The organism is aff. Roholtiella sp. LEGE 12411 (assembly GCF_015206995.1).
GTDB lineage: Bacteria > Cyanobacteriota > Cyanobacteriia > Cyanobacteriales > Nostocaceae > Komarekiella.
In genome coordinates, this window is sequence record NZ_JADEXR010000070.1 from 1 (window position 1) to 17880 (window position 17880).

General features: G+C 42.3%; 12 protein-coding genes. 8 read left to right on the top strand and 4 right to left on the bottom strand.

Annotated features, from left to right (window positions below):
• Nucleotides 1-28: 28 nt before the first annotated feature.
• Nucleotides 29-2038 (bottom strand): DICT sensory domain-containing protein, encoded by a 2010-nt coding sequence (locus tag IQ246_RS16385; RefSeq protein WP_194004416.1) that lies wholly within the window; start codon nt 2036-2038, stop codon nt 29-31.
• 203 nt (nt 2039-2241) lie between these two features.
• Nucleotides 2242-2364 (bottom strand): hypothetical protein, encoded by a 123-nt coding sequence (locus IQ246_RS30930; RefSeq protein ID WP_255515584.1) that lies wholly within the window; start codon nt 2362-2364, stop codon nt 2242-2244.
• 1126 nt (nt 2365-3490) lie between these two features.
• Here IQ246_RS30930 and IQ246_RS16390 point away from each other — a divergent pair.
• Entirely contained in the window at nt 3491-5782 is a 2292-nt protein-coding gene (locus IQ246_RS16390) for an amylo-alpha-1,6-glucosidase (RefSeq protein ID WP_194004417.1), read from the top strand.
• Nucleotides 5783-6203: 421 nt separating this feature from the next.
• Here the strand turns inward: IQ246_RS16390 and IQ246_RS16395 are convergent, their stop codons facing one another.
• A complete protein-coding gene (locus IQ246_RS16395) occupies nt 6204-6533 on the bottom strand; it encodes a DUF2973 domain-containing protein (protein WP_194004418.1) in 330 nt (109 codons plus the stop codon).
• Nucleotides 6534-6827: 294 nt separating this feature from the next.
• Entirely contained in the window at nt 6828-7145 is a 318-nt protein-coding gene (locus IQ246_RS16400; RefSeq protein ID WP_194004419.1) for a DUF2605 domain-containing protein, read from the bottom strand.
• A 1068-nt stretch (nt 7146-8213) separates the two neighbouring features.
• Between IQ246_RS16400 and thrS the strand changes: the two genes are divergently transcribed.
• From thrS to IQ246_RS16435, 7 genes are all read left to right on the top strand, one after another.
• Nucleotides 8214-10076 (top strand): threonine--tRNA ligase, encoded by a 1863-nt coding sequence (gene thrS, locus IQ246_RS16405; RefSeq protein ID WP_194004420.1) that lies wholly within the window; start codon nt 8214-8216, stop codon nt 10074-10076.
• Nucleotides 10077-10464: 388 nt separating this feature from the next.
• Entirely contained in the window at nt 10465-12150 is a 1686-nt protein-coding gene (locus IQ246_RS16410) for an NAD(P)H-quinone oxidoreductase subunit 4 (protein ID WP_194004421.1), read from the top strand.
• 106 nt (nt 12151-12256) lie between these two features.
• The gene (locus IQ246_RS30425; RefSeq protein ID WP_244142060.1) at nt 12257-13390 is read left to right on the top strand and encodes a hypothetical protein; all 1134 of its coding nucleotides are present in this window, start codon (nt 12257-12259) and stop codon (nt 13388-13390) included.
• A 12-nt stretch (nt 13391-13402) separates the two neighbouring features.
• Nucleotides 13403-13945: a hypothetical protein gene (locus IQ246_RS16420; protein WP_194004422.1), complete on the top strand. Its 543-nt coding sequence runs from the start codon at nt 13403-13405 to the stop codon at nt 13943-13945.
• A 554-nt stretch (nt 13946-14499) separates the two neighbouring features.
• Complete coding sequence (gene thrB / locus IQ246_RS16425; protein ID WP_194004423.1) at nt 14500-15423, top strand: homoserine kinase; 924 nt, start codon at nt 14500-14502, stop codon at nt 15421-15423.
• Nucleotides 15424-15432: 9 nt separating this feature from the next.
• Entirely contained in the window at nt 15433-15942 is a 510-nt protein-coding gene (locus IQ246_RS16430; RefSeq protein WP_194004424.1) for a hypothetical protein, read from the top strand.
• 261 nt (nt 15943-16203) lie between these two features.
• The gene (locus tag IQ246_RS16435; protein ID WP_194004425.1) at nt 16204-17817 is read left to right on the top strand and encodes an NAD(P)H-quinone oxidoreductase subunit 4; all 1614 of its coding nucleotides are present in this window, start codon (nt 16204-16206) and stop codon (nt 17815-17817) included.
• The last annotated feature ends 63 nt before the right edge of the window (nt 17818-17880 follow it).

A 17880-nucleotide genomic window follows, 5' to 3' on the forward strand; every position in this document is an offset into this window, starting at 1 on the left:
CCCATGCCCCATCCCCCATCCCCCATAACTATTTACTCCTGACTTTTGAACGTTTTTCCTCTTTGCTGCTCTGGACGATGGGAATAGTGAAATGAAACTGACTACCTTGGTCTTTACCAAATGACTCTGCCCAAATTTCACCACCCCAGCCATTGACAATTTGGCGACAAATTGCTAGTCCCAGTCCAGTACCACCGGTGGTACGTCGTAGTGCGCCCTCTTCTTGATAGAAGCGGTCAAAAACTACTTCTAGACGATTGGATTCAATGCCGCGTCCGTTGTCAGCTACGGTGACTTCGACCATCTTATTCTTGTTACGAATAGCTTTGATGGTGATTTCTCCTTGTGGAGGCGTAAATTTACAAGCATTGTCTATGAGTTTTGCCAATACCTCCACTAGCCAATCACCGTCAGCTTTGACTAAAGGCAAGTCTTCAGCAATTTGAGTTTTGATTTGAGGCGGCTTTTCGGTTGAGGAGCGTCCACGATTTTGGCTGAGTGCTAGATCCACACACTCTTGTAAGGTCAGTGATTCTGGATGCCATTCCACTCGACCGCTTTCCAGGTTGGAAAGGGTGAGGAAATCTTGTACTAGTTTCCGCATTCGTTCGGAGTCGGAAAGAGCAGTTTTAAGCATCACCTGCTGCAACTCCAAGGGCATATCCGGTTCACTAGCGAGGCTTTCCAAACACACTTGAATCGTGGATAGGGGGGTACGCAGTTCGTGTCCAGTGATGGCTATTAGGTTGCTGCGGGTGCGATCTAGGGCTTCTAGTTGCTGGTTAAGTTCTTCTAGGTTGGCGTAAGCTTCCGCTTGAATCAGAGCTGCTCCCACTTGAGTGGCGATCGCTTCTACCAGATCTAATTCCCCAGATTGCCAATCGTGGGGTGGCATCCGGCAATAGTGTAACTCTACAATGCCCAACAACCGCCCTTGATAAAATACTGGTTCCATCAGCCAAGAACGAATAGCAAACTTTTTGGCAATCAAGGAAAGTCCTGCCGAGTTAGTAACACGATAGTCAGTCAGCGTATCGTTAACACAGACGCCCTCGCCTTGTTGTATTATTTCCCGAAATAGGGGATTTTTGTCTAACTCCCAGGTTTGCCCGCGAACAGATACAGTGCCAGGAGTTAAAAACTCATGTTCAATTACAGATCGACTATCTGTAGCTTGAACACGGTAAATTAAACAGCGGCAAGCTTCTAGGTGTTGTCCTAATTCTTGTGCTGCTACCTGAAGAACTTCATGAGGATCAAGCGATCGCCGAATGGCGGTACTAATCGAGTTGACCAATCGTTCTTTGCGTGCTTGGGCGGTAATTGAACGGTAGGCTTTGTGCAATTTGTACTGACTTGCTTGTAAATAAGTTACTAAGCGCTGCACAAAGGGATCTGTGTCAATGTCACAAGCATATTCGTTGACCTGTTCTGCTCCAGAGTAGCTTCTCGGCTCCCCTATTTCAAACCTCTGACGTGCTTGTTCAATTTTGCTTGCCAGTTCCGGTCTGTAAACTAAAATCCTGTCTAATAGTAATTCGGCTGCTTTCAGGCTAGCTCCCCTTTCCGATGTCCAAATCCCCTCAAATCTTCGCGCTGTATCCATATCCAGATTAGGACTTAGCTCCGGTAACTGGCTATTTTTGGCAATGGAGCCAAGGCTTTCACGGCAAACTAGACAAGTGGCATAGTTGTCAGCAATTACTATTAAATGCCACTCCTGACTTAAACCATCTTCTGGCTCAAAAGCTACTTTTTCGTAGTATTCCGAACTATTGGCAAAATCCGTTTCTGGAGCCGACAATACATATACTTGATTACTTCGTAAAGCAAGTCGCTGGTAGCGATGAGCTTCTTGGCGGTAGAATCGCTCTCGCTGGAAGCTAGCAATTACCAGAGGTTGAACTAAAGTCGCAGCCAAAACCTGATCTTCCATTGCGTGGGAGAGCGCCGTTAGTGAAGCCTTGAAATATAGCTGGGGCCGCAGGTAGGGTAGGGACTTTAGCAGATCACTCAGCACGGAAGTCGAAATGCTCATGAATTATCGTTAAACGCCCAATCTCGACAAGATCTATCTACGTCACAGCTGCATTGTACAAATTACAACGGACTCTCAAGTTGATCAGACAGTTGCAATATGTAAAGAATGCTAAAAAGCACTTTCTGCCAAGGCAGGCGCAGCACTTTATTACCATATAAAAGGAGCACTTGCAGCTTTATTTACAAATTTAAAAGCTTTAATTAGCAAATATAGCAACAGCGGTAATGCATTCGTCTTTTGCCCCCTGGTGTGCCGCAAGCATAGATGTAGCATAACCATTTGCCATAGACGCTTTGTTCTTCACCCAAGTCTTCTTTATTCATTAGCTAGCATTGTGATATTTCAAATAATAAGCTATTAAGCCCAATATACATTCTCGCTCAGCTTTGCCATTAGATAGCAGTCGCCAAGAATCAACAAATAGAGAAAGGGAAAGGTAAACAAAGGGTTCAACCTCTGTTAACTCTTCCGATCTCCTAATCCTACTGCGTTACAGAAACCCGTCTAATTGGGAGTCTCTACCTCTAGTCCCCCTGATTAAGATGGAGAATGAAACAGGAGAATTAAGACAACCTACTTTTTTAGAGGAGATTTGATGAGCAAGGATAATCAGACTTGTCAGGCAACTTTGTCAAATCTTCAGCGTCAAGTCCATAACCGATAAGTATGTAAAAGTTTACAAGATAGTGCTAAGGTAAAAACTTGTACTTGTCACCCATAACTCTCAAAATCAGAAGGTGAAATCATCAAATCATCATTTACCCTAACGACTTTTCTATCTTATTTAGCACTTGCGATCGCCGACGTTAATTCACAGCCACTCACTTAATATTTGTCATCCCGAAATTATTACTGCTGCACTGACACAAGTTAGTTCATAATGAATAGAATAAATTTAATCAATTAGTTATCACAAATTTGTTCAATTAAATACCAAAAATGTTAAACATAAATGCATATAATAATGAGTTATAAGTGCTTTCCTTATTCATCAACAAGAACGAATTTTGCATCTTGACTGAGTATTTGATATGCCTTGGATCTGTTAAAGTTTAAAAGTCAAGAAATAATTTAAAAATTTTCTAGTTTTCAGTCTTGACTTTAATATGCGTAAAATACTTATTTATCAATATTTGCTTATATAGGTTTGAACGCTACTCTTTTGCCAACAGCACAACAGCATGTGACTGTTATTTTAACTCGAAAGGCTCAAATGATTTTTGGAAAGCGTCTTTTTCCCAAGTTTTGAAAGTCGGTTTCCGACCCACCCGGCGGTAAGCCCTTCTTCTATGGCTAACGCTGCGCCTAGCCTACTTCCCGGTTCCAACTTTCAAGTACTCGCTAAAGCTACCGCTGGCGCTATCTGATTGCCGAAGCGTCTACGAATTCCTCGCCTGTTGACTCTGATCCGACCATGTAAATATAGACCTGTACACGGAATTTTAAATAATGACACCGGATATGTTAATAACCCAGGAAAAAATTTTCCTGGACGGAAAAACTTTTATTCCTGCTGAACAATTACCTATCCCAGAGTGGCCTTGTGTTGTCAGTCAAAGACCACAGCCAACGCTGACGGTTAAGGATGATGATTTATTTTTCGTGACAGATACTATGGGGAACATTTCTGGCTGTTCCCTCAACGATGGGAATCCCAGTATGGGACTGTTTTGCTGTGATACGCGATTTCTCAGTCGCTTAGAGTTGCAAATTGAAGGGCGATCGCCTGTACTCCTGAGCGGTACTGCTGAAAAAGGTTTTTCACTCTCAGTTTTGTGTACTAACCCCAGAATCGATGAATGCTTGAGAGCGGAAACTGTAGGAATTCGCCGGGAAATAGTTCTTAATGGAGCACTATTTGAAGAAATAGAGGTATCTAACTACAGCACAACTACCGTCAGTTTTGAACTCAGCATCAGCTTTGATGCAGATTTTGTAGATTTATTTGAAGTCCGCGGTTATGACAGAGAAAAACGAGGTAGGCTTTTACGTCTAGTGGAACCGACGCCCGAAGAAGGAGCATCTTCTGTTGTAGATGGTGTCTCGGCTTTACAAACTCAGTCTTTCGCGCTGAGAGAAGAATCCTTGACACTGGCCTATCAAGGTCTAGATGGTTCAATAATGGAATCGCGTATTCAATTCCAGCATCGGCCACCAGACAGTTTTAAGGGTTACACTGCGGTTTGGCAATTAGAGTTGGCTTCTCACGAAACCCAAAAATTGGGCTATCGAGTCAATATGTTGAAAAACAACAAGTCTAGTTCCACAGTGAGTGCAGCTTTCACCCTAGTACAAGCAAAAGCCGCCGAGTTGATGGAGGAGCAAAACTGGATACAACAAATTACACGGATTAGCTCCGATAAGAGCATCTTCAATCGAGTGATTGAGAGGGCTGAGCAAGATATGTATTTGTTGCGCCAGTCTTTTGGCAAGTATAAAACTGTCTCTGCTGGAGTGCCTTGGTTTTCTACACTGTTTGGGCGGGATTCTCTGATTACAGCTTCCCAAAGCCTAATGTTAAACCCGCAAATCGCTAAAGAAACTCTGATTTTACTAGCATTACATCAAGGTAAAGTTGACGATGAATGGCGTGAAGAGGAGCCAGGTAAGATTTTGCACGAGTTACGCTTGGGGGAAATGGCTCGTTGTCAAGAAATTCCGCATACACCCTATTACGGTACAATCGATGCCACTCCTCTGTGGTTGATGCTATATGCCGAATATTATGCTTGGACTCACGATCTAGAAATTCTAGAGCAACTTTGGCCTAATGCTCTAGCAGCAATGGAGTGGATTGATCGCAATACCAAACAAGCCAGCTACCTCAGCTATTACCGTAAATCTAAACGAGGTCTTGCTAACCAAGGCTGGAAAGACTCTGGTGACTGTATTGTAGACCACAAGGGAGAACTAGCCAATGGCCCAATTGCTCTTTGTGAGGTACAAGCTTACGTCTATGCTGCAAAAATGCGCCTAGCAGAAATAGCTAGGATGAAGAAGCGGCTTGATCTAGCAGATCGTTGGCAAGAAGAAGCCAGAAACCTCAAGGTTCGTTTCAACAAAGACTTTTGGATGGAAGACCAGGATTTTTGCGCTCTAGCTTTAGATGGAGATGGCAAGCTAGTAGATAGTATTACCTCAAATCCTGGTCATTGTCTGCATTTGGGTATTTTCACACCCGAAAAAGCCTATAGTGTCGCAGAGCGATTGCGAGCACCAGATATGTTTAATGGTTGGGGTATTCGCACTCTCAGTAGTATCTCACCTGCTTATAATCCGATGGGCTACCACATTGGTTCAGTTTGGCCCCACGATAATGCCCTAACAGCAATGGGATTGCGATCGCTTGGCCTAATTGATCAAGCCCTGGAACTTTTCCAAGGTTTATTCGACATGACTAGTCAGCAGCCCTATCAACGTCCTCCAGAACTATTCTGTGGCTACGAACGCAATGGTGACAATGCCCCCGTACAGTATCCCGTTGCTTGTACTCCCCAAGCCTGGGCTACTGGCAGTATCTTCCAATTACTGCAAATGATGGTTAATTTAGTACCTGATGCTCAAAATAACTGCTTACGAATTATCGACCCTGCTTTACCAGAATCGATTAATCGCCTATCATTCCATAATTTGCGAGTAGGTGCAACAATTCTCGATTTGGAATTTGAGCGTTCTGGTAGTACTACGGCTTGTCGTGTTGCGAAAAAACGGGGCAATTTGCGGGTAGTTATTGAAGCGTAGAAAGTGAATAGGGAGTGGGGAGTAGTAAATTTCCTACTCCCTATTTTATATTTAGTAGTATGACGGTCGGCTTCAGGAGCGGTAGATAAGACGATTGTGAAATCATTTACTAAGAAAGCTTCTGCGGCTTGTTGAAACGTTATGTCACACGCTTTATATACAAAGCTTTTTAGGCTATTTCGTCGCCCCTTCAGGTATAAGACACTTAGAGATATGGGAAATTGAATAATAAAAAGCCGTCGTAGGACGACGGGGCTTTAGACCCAAGTTTTCGGTAAAAATTTACAATTAAAATTTTAACTTACCAGCCTATCGACGCGATCGCCCGCAACTTCAAAGATGGTAAGAAATTTATGCTAGCAGAACGGTTAAAGATTTAAAAACAACAAGAATTTACAGCCAAACTCCTAATTCCTAACTCTTATGCTTCCTCAGAATTTTCACTCTTGTGTCCTGGGGATGACTCATAAATAGCATCCAGCTGTTGGCGAGCATCGTCAACGTTGATTGAACGCATCACCAGAAGCGGTTCTTTGATTAAGTTGCCTGCGTTATCCAATAACTCTGGATGAGGCACAAACTGTTTTCTTGATGAGAGATAGCCAAAGTTTCCTGAATTAGCCATTGGTGAGGAATTTGCAGGATAAGTACGCTCTCTATCAAAACTAAACATAATCAGGTTACGAATTAAGTTAGCGACAGCGATAAATGCAAGGATAGTAAAAGCAAGAATGTAAAGTAGGTGTAACATCGGGTTTTCCTCCAGAGCAGCAATTTTTAAAACTTTATATTGTAACGCTTTGCTTCGCTAACACTATGGCTCACAGTTGTAGCGAATATTTCGATGCACTTCATGTGTGCTTATGTTTATATGAGGCAGATTGTCAACCGTTATCCCACTTACGGTAACATAGGATACATTATACTGTTAATCCGAACAATGTTAAGACAATATTAAGGATTTTGTATTCTTTCTTCGACTTGTAGACCCTCTTGCTATTTCCAAGTAAGTTTGCCGAATTTTAGTAGATATAAAAGCCAACCCTCAAACTTCACGAGATCGGCGCCAGCGCGTTGCCACATTCCAGCATTCTGTTACCAATTGATGCCAAGGCATTAACGTTGCCATTTCAATCCCGACTTGTCCACCAGTGGCAGTAAAAAGCATTTTCGCCGTATTTAGCTCTTTCTGCGCTTGCTTAACCCGCAAGAGCAAGTCCGATTGCTCTTGATCACTCATAAATGAAATCTGCTCGGTTTCCAGTAAATCACGCGATCGCGTAAACCAATACTGAAAATCGTCCAGCAGAGGTTCCAAAACCGTTTTTAGCAACTCAGTCCCTGGTAAATTAGAGTCTCGCATAAATGAGAAGCATACTTCCAACTTTCTTACTAATATTAACGTTATTTACGATTCTTAACACTTTTCTAATTTTTCTCATAAGTTGAATATCAAGGTGTTTTGTAACAAACGATACAACTTTCCCAATCTGAGAAGAGAAATGGATTTCTACAGTTCCCTGAGAGATATGTCTATATATCCCCAGACATAGCTGCTAACGAATTGCAATCAAAAACAATAAGGGAGTATTATAAAGTTAAGCCTGTAATCTATGATATTAAAGCGATTAAGTACTTAGATCAATATGTCAACAGACATTTGTAAACTTTAGTATCACTTCTCTACGAAATGCTGCACCTAGTTTGCTTTTTTGGAGATGCAGAAGGCAAAAGTCTAAAATCCTTGTTTATTGTCTTTTGACCTATCTGAAAAATCGGGCTTGGAGCAATAGGTAGGTATACCAAGAGAGATTTTCATCTTTCGTTGTGAGTGCAACTCATGGAGTCTTTTGTCAGATGATAGATTAATTTACGCTTCAGAGTGCTAGTGCCTGCGCTTCTTGTAGGAGTAAAAACAAGTTAAGAAAATACACAACTTGTGTAGGCATTGTGATGATTAGATAGAATATTAGCCAGAAGTGACAGAAGCATCATCAATTTGTTAGTGAAACACGGAATTAGCTTAAGCGTTATTGAGTGTAATTCTAAACTTAATAGTTTCAGTAATCAATCATAAAATTTATCTACCTACCATTAAAAATTAATTTAGCAGTCGGAAAATTAAGCCAAACTTACAGAAATTAAAGTAGTTATAGTTGAAGAAGCTTACACATCAAAATATTCTTCATTTTAGTGTAAAACAATTGCAGCCCACGGTAATTAAGTAATTAAACGTATTAAAAGAGAAATGTTTAAGACAACTACAAGCCAACTAATCAATGCTTAATGCTAATTTAACCGGGCTGCTGTGATGCTAAAGTGCATCCAGTATAGATAAAAGCATACAAACCTGCAAAGCATACCCATGTTATATTTGGGTAGATTTTCAGAACCATAACTTAGCAAATTATCTTTTGCAATCACTTTGCCAATGGTTCAGCAACCAATGTCGCCAAAATCATCTTCAAATCCCGCCGATCAAAACTTAGAGTTGGAACAACCTGAAAAAATGTATTTACCGCGTACCAGCGAATCGGAAAACTTAAAAAAGATTCGCCACACTGCTTCCCATGTGATGGCAATGGCAGTACAAAAGCTGTTTCCTAAAGCGCAAGTTACAATCGGCCCTTGGATTGAAAATGGTTTTTACTATGACTTTGACAATCCAGAACCATTTAGCGAAAGTGATCTCAAAGCCATCCAGAAAGAGATGGTAAAGATCATCAATCGCAAACTACCAGTTATTCGGGAAGAAGTCAGCCGCGAGGAAGCCGAACGCCGCATTCAGGAAATTAAAGAACCTTACAAGCTAGAAATTTTAGCGGATATTAAAGAGGAACCAATCACGATTTACCACCTAGGAAATGAATGGTGGGACTTGTGTGCGGGGCCTCATGTAGAAAATACTAGCGAATTGCACCCGAAAGCAATTGAATTAGAAAGCGTTGCTGGCGCTTATTGGCGCGGTGATGAAACCAAGGCTCAGTTACAACGTATCTACGCTACTGCTTGGGAAAACCCAGAACAACTTGCTGAATACAAGCGACGCAAAGAAGAAGCACTACGGCGAGATCACCGAAAACTTGGTAAAGAGCTAGGATTGTTTATATTTTCCGACCAAGTGGGCCCAGGTTTACCCTTGTGGACGCCTAAAGGTACCCTGTTGCGGAGTATTTTGGAAGATTTTCTAAAGCAGGAACAGATTAAACGCGGATACCAGCAGGTTGTCACTCCTCACATTGCTAGAGTGGATTTATTTAAAACCTCTGGACACTGGCAAAAATATAAAGACGATCTGTTCCCAATGATGGCAGAGAATGAGGAAGCAGCGGCACAGGAACAAGGCTTTGTTCTCAAAGCTATGAATTGCCCCTTTCACATCCAAATATATAAGAGCGAGTTACGCTCTTATCGGGAACTCCCAATGCGACTGGCGGAATTTGGTACCGTTTACCGCTACGAGCAATCAGGGGAATTGAGCGGTTTAACCAGGGTACGGGGTTTCACCGTGGATGATTCTCACCTCTTCGTCACTGAAGAACAGCTAGACAGCGAATTCCTCAGCGTTGTGGATTTGATTTTGTCAGTGTTCAAGAGTTTGCAACTGAAGAACTTTAAAGCTAGACTCAGTTTCCGCGATCCAGCTAGTGATAAGTATATCGGGTCAGATGAAGCGTGGGAAAAAGCTCAAGGTGCTATTCGTCGTGCTGTCGAACAGTTGGGGATGGAGCATTTTGAGGGTATTGGGGAAGCAGCGTTTTATGGGCCTAAACTCGACTTTATCTTTAGTGATGCTTTAGGACGGGAATGGCAATTAGGAACTGTGCAAGTAGATTACAATTTGCCAGAACGCTTTGATTTAGAATACGTCGCAGAAGATGGCGATCGCAAACGTCCAGTAATGATTCATCGTGCGCCTTTCGGCTCGTTGGAACGGTTAATTGGTATCTTAATTGAAGAGTATGCTGGGGATTTTCCTTTGTGGTTAGCACCAGTGCAAGTCAGACTGCTACCAGTGGGTGAAGCACAGCTAGATTTTGCTCAAGCTGTGGTGGCTCAGATGAAAGCCTTGAGTATTCGTGCAGAAGTTGATATTAGTGGCGATCGCTTGGGTAAACAGATTCGCAATGCTGAGAAACAAAAAATACCCGTAATGGCAGTGGTGGGAGCCAAGGAAGTTGAAACTAACGCCTTAAGTATCCGTACCCGCGCCTCTGGAGAGTTGGGGGCTATACCTGTAGATGAGGTGGTGGAAAAGATTACTGGAGCGATCGCAAACTTCGAGAACTTCTAACTAAAAGATCTAATTTAGAGATCGAATACCCGCTGTCAAGCATGGTAGCGGGTATTTTTTACTTAATTCCCCAAGTGTCGAAGTAACCATACAACAGTTTATAACTGAGTGAGTTAGAAAGCCTAAACCACAAAACCATATATAAACCCTGTTTTAGATCTGATATCAAGTCCGCTTAATTACTTGTAATTCAAAATTCCCCGCGTCCCCCTGTCTCCGTGTCCCCGCGTCAGTCTTAACTATCAGTATTCAACCGGACATGATATGACTCCTGAATGATGCTGTATATCTGTCTATACATACCTGGGACAAAGATTTATGAAGAAATGGGTACCAAGTTTTAGTACAATGACATTATTTCAAATAAGTATTTCTTCTCATATATATTATGATAGCGGATCAATTTCCCTGGCTTACCGCAATTGTCTTGCTGCCACTAGTTGCTTCCCTGCTTATTCCTGTGCTGCCTGATAAAGACGGCAAGCGCGTGCGATGGTATGCACTGGGTGTGGGTATCGCAGACTTTGCCTTGATGTGCTATGCCTTTTGGAAGCATTACGATGCCAGCAGTGCTAGTTTTCAACTCGTGGAGAATTATGCCTGGGTACCTCAGTTAGGTCTGAACTGGGCAGTATCGGTCGATGGACTTTCAGTTCCACTTGTGCTTTTGGCAGGATTTGTCACCACGCTCTCGATTTTTTCAGCCTGGCAAGTTGATCATCGACCTCGCCTTTTCTATTTTCTAATGCTTGTGTTGTATTCCGCACAGGTAGGGGTGTTCGTTGCCAAAGACTTGCTGCTATTTTTTATTATGTGGGAAGTGGAGCTGATTCCCGTATACCTACTAGTCTGCATTTGGGGTGGGCAAAGGCGTCGCTATGCAGCTACAAAATTCTTGATATATACCGCAGCTGCTTCTATATTTATTTTGGTGGCAGCCTTAGCAATGGGGCTATATGGTGGCGGTAATATGACATTTGACATAACCGCACTCGGCATGAAGGAATATCCCCTTGGCCTACAACTGCTGCTTTATGCAGGGTTGCTGATTGCATTTGGTGTCAAGCTAGCTGTCTTCCCCATGCATACCTGGTTGCCTGATGCCCACGGCGAAGCATCCTCTCCTGTATCAATGATTCTGGCTGGTGTGTTGTTGAAAATGGGCGGATACGGACTAATTCGCTTGAATCTTGAACTGCTACCTGATGCACACATTTACTTTGCTCCAGTTCTAGCAATTCTAGGTGTTGTCAACATTATCTATGGTGCATTAAACTCCTTTGCTCAGACCAATATGAAGCGGCGTTTAGCTTATTCGTCGATATCTCACATGGGGTTTGTACTGCTTGGAATTGCATCCTTCACTGATTTGGGAATCAACGGCGCGATGTTGCAGATGATCTCGCATGGTTTGATTGCATCAGTGCTGTTTTTCTTGGCAGGTGTTACCTATGATCGCACCCACACGATGGTAATGAAAGATATGGGTGGTGTTGGTCAAGCTATGCCCAAAGTATTCGCCCTGTTTACAATCGGAGCAATGGCATCACTGGCGCTTCCCGGTATGAGCGGCTTTGCTGGAGAACTTGCGGTATTTATTGGTGTGACAACCAGTGACGTCTACAGTTCGACTTTCTGCACCGTAACGGTTTTTCTCGCCGCAGTTGGAGTCATCCTCACACCTATCTATCTACTTTCCATGCTGCGACAGGTTTTCTATGGTAAGGATGCAGCACTGCTATGCGACATTAATAATGCAGGCTTGGAAAATCAAGAAGATGAGGGAACAGTTTGTTTTGGTACAGATTGCTTAGTACCAGAAGATGCAGTCTACGACGATGCTAGACCCCGTGAGGTGTTTATCGCTGCCTGTTTTATACTGTTGATTATTGGTATTGGTTTCTATCCGAAGATGGCGATGCAGATGTACGATGTGAAGACTGTTGCAGTAAATGCTCATCTTCGCCAGTCTTATGCCATAGTCTCGCAAACAAAACCCCAGATATATGCCAATGGAGTCTTGGTTCCGAAAATCTCAGAGGCTGAGGTAACACCCGTTTTAGGAACTTTTTAGACAGTTAGGGGAAAAAAGCGATCGCTCCTGATGTTGAGGTGATCGCTTTTACACATCAAAAGATTGTATTAACATAGGAATTAAATTAATATTTATAACATTCATTATGGCTATGCGGGACGCAGACAAGGATCGTCGCAAAAATCGCCCTATCAATAATTCTCACCCACCTGCGAAAGAACCACTTTCTTATCATGAGCTTAAACAGTTATGGACAAATGCTCGTGCCAAAGCGCTTCAATGGGAACAATGTGCAAAAGAAAATCAGGATGCAGCATCTCAACTGACTCAAGTTCAGCAAGATATCCAAACTTACCAAGTTGAGGTTAATGAGTTAAGAGAACGTGCGGCACACAATTACCAGATATATCTTAATGAACAAAAAAATTATCAGCAGGCTTTATGCCTCTACAACGGAGAAAAAACGAGAGCAACTGAATTAATTGCCCAACGTGATGAATGGGAACAACGTGCAAAAGAAAATCAAGATGCAGTATCTCAACTGACTCAAATTCAGCAAGATATCCAAACTTACCAAGTAAAGGTTAACGAGTTAGAAAAGCGTGCAGCACACAATTATTTAATCTATGTTGATGAAAAAGAAAATTATCAGCAGGCTTTAAATCGTTACAATGAAGCAAAAGCGAAAGCAACTGAATTAATTGCTCAACGTGATGAATGGCAACAACGTGCAAAAGAAAATCAGGAAGCTGCATCCCAACTAACTCAAATTCAGCAAAATGTGCAAACTTATCAAGTTGAAGTCAATGAGTTAAGAGAACGTGCAGTACACAATTACCAAATATATCTTAATGAACAAAAAAATTATCAGCAGGCTCTACATCGTTACAATAAAGAAAAAGCTAGAGCGGCTGAATTACTTGCCCAATATGAAGAAATGAAGTCTGAGCGAGATAACTATTTAACTCTATATAATGAGGCACAAACACAACTTAAATTTGAGCGACGTTCCAAGGCTGGTATTAAGGGATGGGAAACTCGTCGTAAAGCTGAGAACGAAAGGCTAAAACGAGAAATTGCTGAGATGGTTGTTATACTGCGCGAATCCCTGGTAAGTAAGGATGAAGCTATAAATAACCTCTACGTTGTAGCAGAGCGCATGGATAGAATTCAATCCCTAGTAGATTCGGTGGAAGAGGAAACAACAGGTAATCCTGTAGGTCTGGTACAAAAGTTTAAACGCATCTGGCTTGCTATTAAAGAGATACTTTCGGAATAAATAAGCATCTTTATGAGCCAAAAATCAGTATCAACCATAGGAACTCAAAGTAAAGCTCAGTTGGGGGAGCAAATTCGTAATATTGCCGATAGACTTAAACAAGAGACCGAGGTGCAGATCAAAGCCACCTCTCGTATTTTAGGGGCTGCGGCTCAAATTTCCGAAAATCATGACCGACTCATTAATGAGGTAGTTGATATGGTTGAGGAAGACCTTAATAAAGAAACCCAGGCTTATCAAAAGGATATTCATACGATTGATATTCTAAAACAACAGTTTAAAACATTACGTGACGCAAAGGATCACTTTAAGCTGAAAGCAACTAGTTGGGAATCCCTTGCTAAGAAACTAAATGATTCATCTTCCAAAAAGTTTATACCTGAAACTAAACCTCAGTCATATCAAAATATTATAGAAAAATTTGAACATAATGGCAAAAATTCTGAAGGGTTGACAGTTCTTTTAGAAGCAGATGTCGCAGAAATGTTTCCCAACGCTCAAGCAGTAAATGAAGCTCTACGTTTTCTGATTAGAGTTACTAAGAAAAATTACTAAAACAGTGAATTTGACAGTCAAAAATTTATAATTAATTTTAGTTTATACTGTGTTATCTCTCATTAAACATAGCTTACAAAATTAGCTAATTATTATAATTAATCATCTAACTTTAGTCTTGATATTGACTCTTGAAACCCTTTGGCTGAGGATTGTAGGAGAGGCCCACTACGAACTTAATCAATAGCTTATCTTGGATTCCGAGGAGAATATTCTCTCAGCCACCAAGATATGAAAGTCGCATTTGTACTTTCCAAAACTTGCTCAATATTAAACTTTACTAAACGTTGCGTTTCAGCAAACTAACTTAATCTCTGTGCATCCCAAATTACTTTTGAGACTGATATTTGTAGATTGAGTAGAGCGATCGCACAATTCAAATATCTAAATTACAACAAGCTAATTTTGCTAAAGCCACCAATCACTGCAAATGGAGGTTTGATGTATAGATTAAAGTAGGGTGTGATCAAAGTATCCCCAACACCGAGCAAAAACTCACCCAAATTGCCACGAATACATGAGATGCTTGTTGATTGATTAGTGAGTATTTGCAGATGTCTGTTGTTTCTGATGTCACTGTTACCGTTCCTGCCACAACTGCTAATTTGGGGCCTGGTTTTGATTGCATAGGTGCAGCTTTAACGCTGTACAACGAGTTTAAGTTCACTCGCCTACAAGAAGGTGGGTTAACTATTCATGTCACAGGTGCAGAAGCTGAACGAGTACAAACTGATGAGAGTAACCTCCTCTACCAAGCCTTTGCAAAGTTATATCAATATATAGAGCAAACGCCGCCATCAGTGAAAATGGAGATTCAACTGGGTGTACCGCTGGCGCGGGGTCTGGGTAGTTCGGCGACAGCAATTGTTGGTGGATTGGTTGGTGCTAATCAACTTGCGGGTGCGCCTCTGAGTCAGTTGCAGGTGATGGAGTTAGCGATCGCAATGGAAGGACATCCTGATAATGTAGTTCCAGCTTTGTTGGGAGGATGTCGTCTCGCCGCTACCAGTGACACAGGTTGGGAAATTTGCGAGATTCCCTGGTATAGGGATATTGTGCCTGTGGTAGCTATTCCTGATTTTGAACTTTCTACTTCAACAGCGCGGCGCGTTCTCGCAACTGAGGTGAGTCGTGCGGATGCAATTTTTAATACGGCACATCTGGGGTTGTTGTTGCGCGGTTTGGAAACTGGTAAGAGAGAATGGTTAAGGACGGCTTTGCAAGATAAGTTACATCAGCCTTATCGCAAAGCTTTGATTCCTGGTTACGATGCTGTCAATATAGCAGCTGTTACTGCTGGTGCTTATGGCATGGTAATTAGTGGTGCGGGGCCGACATTGTTAGCTTTGGCAGATACAACACAGTCACAGGCTGTAGAAATGGCGATGTTAACCGCTTGGCAAGAAGCAGGAATTACAGCTGTTGTGCGATCGCTTTCTCTAGATACTCAAGGCGCAAGCAGCTTTCACGAAGGATAAACAAGAATTATGCAGCAAATTCAGGCAGAAATAGCAGCACTTAACTCTCAAATTCAAGTTCTCCAGCAAGAACGTGCTGCTCTCAATATTAATAAAGCAACATCTAGCGAGAATGATTCACCCCTAGCCACAGTTGAGGCGTACCGTCGCCATGCTAGAGAAAATCCTCAATTATCTGCTGAATTAAAAGGCATAGATGATGCGATCGCTGCATTAGAAGTGCAGCTACATCATAAACAAGCTGAATTAGCATGTTGCCAAATTGAATCAAAGCAACTTACTCAACAGCAGCAGCTAGACGAAGCCAAAAGAGTGGCTCAGGTTCATGCTCAACGCATTAACCAACTTGCAGGAGAACTGTCCACAGAAATCCGTCTTCTGAAAGCTTGCGCTGATTATCTGAGTCCAATGTATTGGCAGGTATATTACAAGCCTTTTATTACCGGGTTCAAAACCATATCAGTTCCTCATGTCCGCTCAGATGGGGAAGTCTGGACAATTGTCAATCGTATCGTTTAAAAACGTAGCTTAAAGCTCTACTTGGCAGCTATGTGCGCTTTCGGCTCAGAACTACAACTTAAGACGGCGGCATTAGCCGCCGTTTTTTATTGACTTAGCAAAAGTTTACATTTAAGATGGATTGCCAAGAGATAGCAAGCCCTATTTATTACTATCTGCATCCCAAATTTAATCTTCTAGGGAGAAATATCGTTTACAAAACTAAAAACTCCTTAATATAATGTAATCAAAAGCGAAATTCTAAAACTATTGTCAGCAGTGATGAATAATATTGAACTTCCCTGGCTAACAGCCATAATTTTCTTGCCCTTAGTGGCTGCCTTAGCCATCCCCCTAATCCCAGATAAAGAGGGCAGAACCTTACGGTGGTATGGTTTGGGAGTGGCGATCGCCGACTTTGCATTGATGATTTATACTTTTTGGTATAAATACGACTTCCACAGTTCAACATTTCAACTTGTAGAAAACTATCCTTGGGTTCCTCAGTTGAGTTTGCATTGGGCGGTGGGGGTTGACGGTCTGTCGATGCCCCTACTACTACTAACGGGCTTAATTAACACACTCGCAATCTTCGCGGCTTGGAAAGTTACCACCAAGCCGCGATTATTTTATGGCTTGATGCTGGTGATGTACAGCGCCCAACTTGGCGTATTTCTCGCCCAGGATATACTGTTGTTCTTTCTAATGTGGGAAATCGAGTTAGTGCCGGTTTACCTGCTGATTTCCATCTGGGGAGGACAAAACCGCCGCTATGCAGCTACCAAGTTCATTCTCTACACCGCCGCTGCATCAATATTTATCTTGATAGCAGGTTTTGCAATGGCATTCTCTGGAGATACTGTCACCTTCGACATGGCAACTCTGGGAATGAAACAATATCCCAAAGCTTTGGAATTGTTAGTTTACGCAGGTTTCTTGATTGCCTTCGGTGTGAAGCTGCCGATTTTCCCCTTGCATACTTGGCTACCTGATGCTCATGGTGAAGCATCAGCACCGGGTTCAATGATTTTGGCTGGTGTGTTATTAAAAATGGGCGGTTATGCTCTCATCCGCATCAATGTTGAGATGCTACCTAATGCCCATGTTTATTTTGCCCCAGTGTTAGCGATTTTGGGTGTAGTGAACATTGTCTATGGCGCTTGCTGTGCCTTTGCCCAAACCAATCTCAAACGACGCTTGGCTTACTCTTCAATTGCCCACATGGGGTTTGTGCTAATTGGGATTGCTTCTTATACAGAACTGGGCATCAGCGGTGCAGTGCTACAGATGGTTTCCCACGGCTTGATTGCCGCTAGCTTGTTCTTCCTATCCGGCGTGACTTACGAACGCACCCACACCTTGATGATGGATAAAATGGGGGGCATGGCCAAGGTAATGCCTAAAACCTTTGCTCTGTTTACTGTTGGTTCAATGGCTTCTCTCGCTTTACCAGGAATGAGTGGCTTTGTTGGTGAGCTGATGGTATTTCTCGGTATCGCCACCAGTGATGTTTACAGTTCCAGCTTTAAAGTTGTAGTCATACTGCTGTCAGCAGTTGGCGTGATTCTGACACCGATTTATTTACTGTCGATGCTCCGCCAAGTTTTCTACGGCAACCAAAGTGAGGAGTTACATTTGGATGCTGTAATATCTGATGTTAAACCTCGTGAACTGTTTATTACTGCTTGTCTGCTGCTTCCAATTATTGGTATTGGGTTTTACCCCAAATTGGCAACGCAGACTTATGATGTGAAGGCAGTGGAATTAGCCACTCATGCTCGTCAAGTTCTACCAGTTGTTGCTCATCAGCAACCATCAAGTCTGTACTCGCGTATTTTTACAGCACCAACCTTGGCTAATGCTCAGGTTGAGAGTTTACTTAATATTTCAGAGTAAATATACTTTCCAAGGTTGCTGCAATTAAATTTTAAATATGAGGGGAATAAAGGGGTGATTACG

What these genes read in the sequence shown, in the direction of transcription:
- IQ246_RS16385 (WP_194004416.1), bottom strand. Translation starts at nt 2,038, where the DNA reads ATGAGCATTTCGACTTCCGTGCTGAGTGATCTGCTAAAGTCCCTACCC.
- IQ246_RS30930 (WP_255515584.1), bottom strand. Translation starts at nt 2,364, where the DNA reads ATGAATAAAGAAGACTTGGGTGAAGAACAAAGCGTCTATGGCAAATGG.
- IQ246_RS16390 (WP_194004417.1), top strand. Translation starts at nt 3,491, where the DNA reads ATGACACCGGATATGTTAATAACCCAGGAAAAAATTTTCCTGGACGGA.
- IQ246_RS16395 (WP_194004418.1), bottom strand. Translation starts at nt 6,533, where the DNA reads ATGTTACACCTACTTTACATTCTTGCTTTTACTATCCTTGCATTTATC.
- IQ246_RS16400 (WP_194004419.1), bottom strand. Translation starts at nt 7,145, where the DNA reads ATGCGAGACTCTAATTTACCAGGGACTGAGTTGCTAAAAACGGTTTTG.
- thrS (WP_194004420.1), top strand. Translation starts at nt 8,214, where the DNA reads ATGGTTCAGCAACCAATGTCGCCAAAATCATCTTCAAATCCCGCCGAT.
- IQ246_RS16410 (WP_194004421.1), top strand. Translation starts at nt 10,465, where the DNA reads ATGATAGCGGATCAATTTCCCTGGCTTACCGCAATTGTCTTGCTGCCA.
- IQ246_RS30425 (WP_244142060.1), top strand. Translation starts at nt 12,257, where the DNA reads ATGGCTATGCGGGACGCAGACAAGGATCGTCGCAAAAATCGCCCTATC.
- IQ246_RS16420 (WP_194004422.1), top strand. Translation starts at nt 13,403, where the DNA reads ATGAGCCAAAAATCAGTATCAACCATAGGAACTCAAAGTAAAGCTCAG.
- thrB (WP_194004423.1), top strand. Translation starts at nt 14,500, where the DNA reads ATGTCTGTTGTTTCTGATGTCACTGTTACCGTTCCTGCCACAACTGCT.
- IQ246_RS16430 (WP_194004424.1), top strand. Translation starts at nt 15,433, where the DNA reads ATGCAGCAAATTCAGGCAGAAATAGCAGCACTTAACTCTCAAATTCAA.
- IQ246_RS16435 (WP_194004425.1), top strand. Translation starts at nt 16,204, where the DNA reads ATGAATAATATTGAACTTCCCTGGCTAACAGCCATAATTTTCTTGCCC.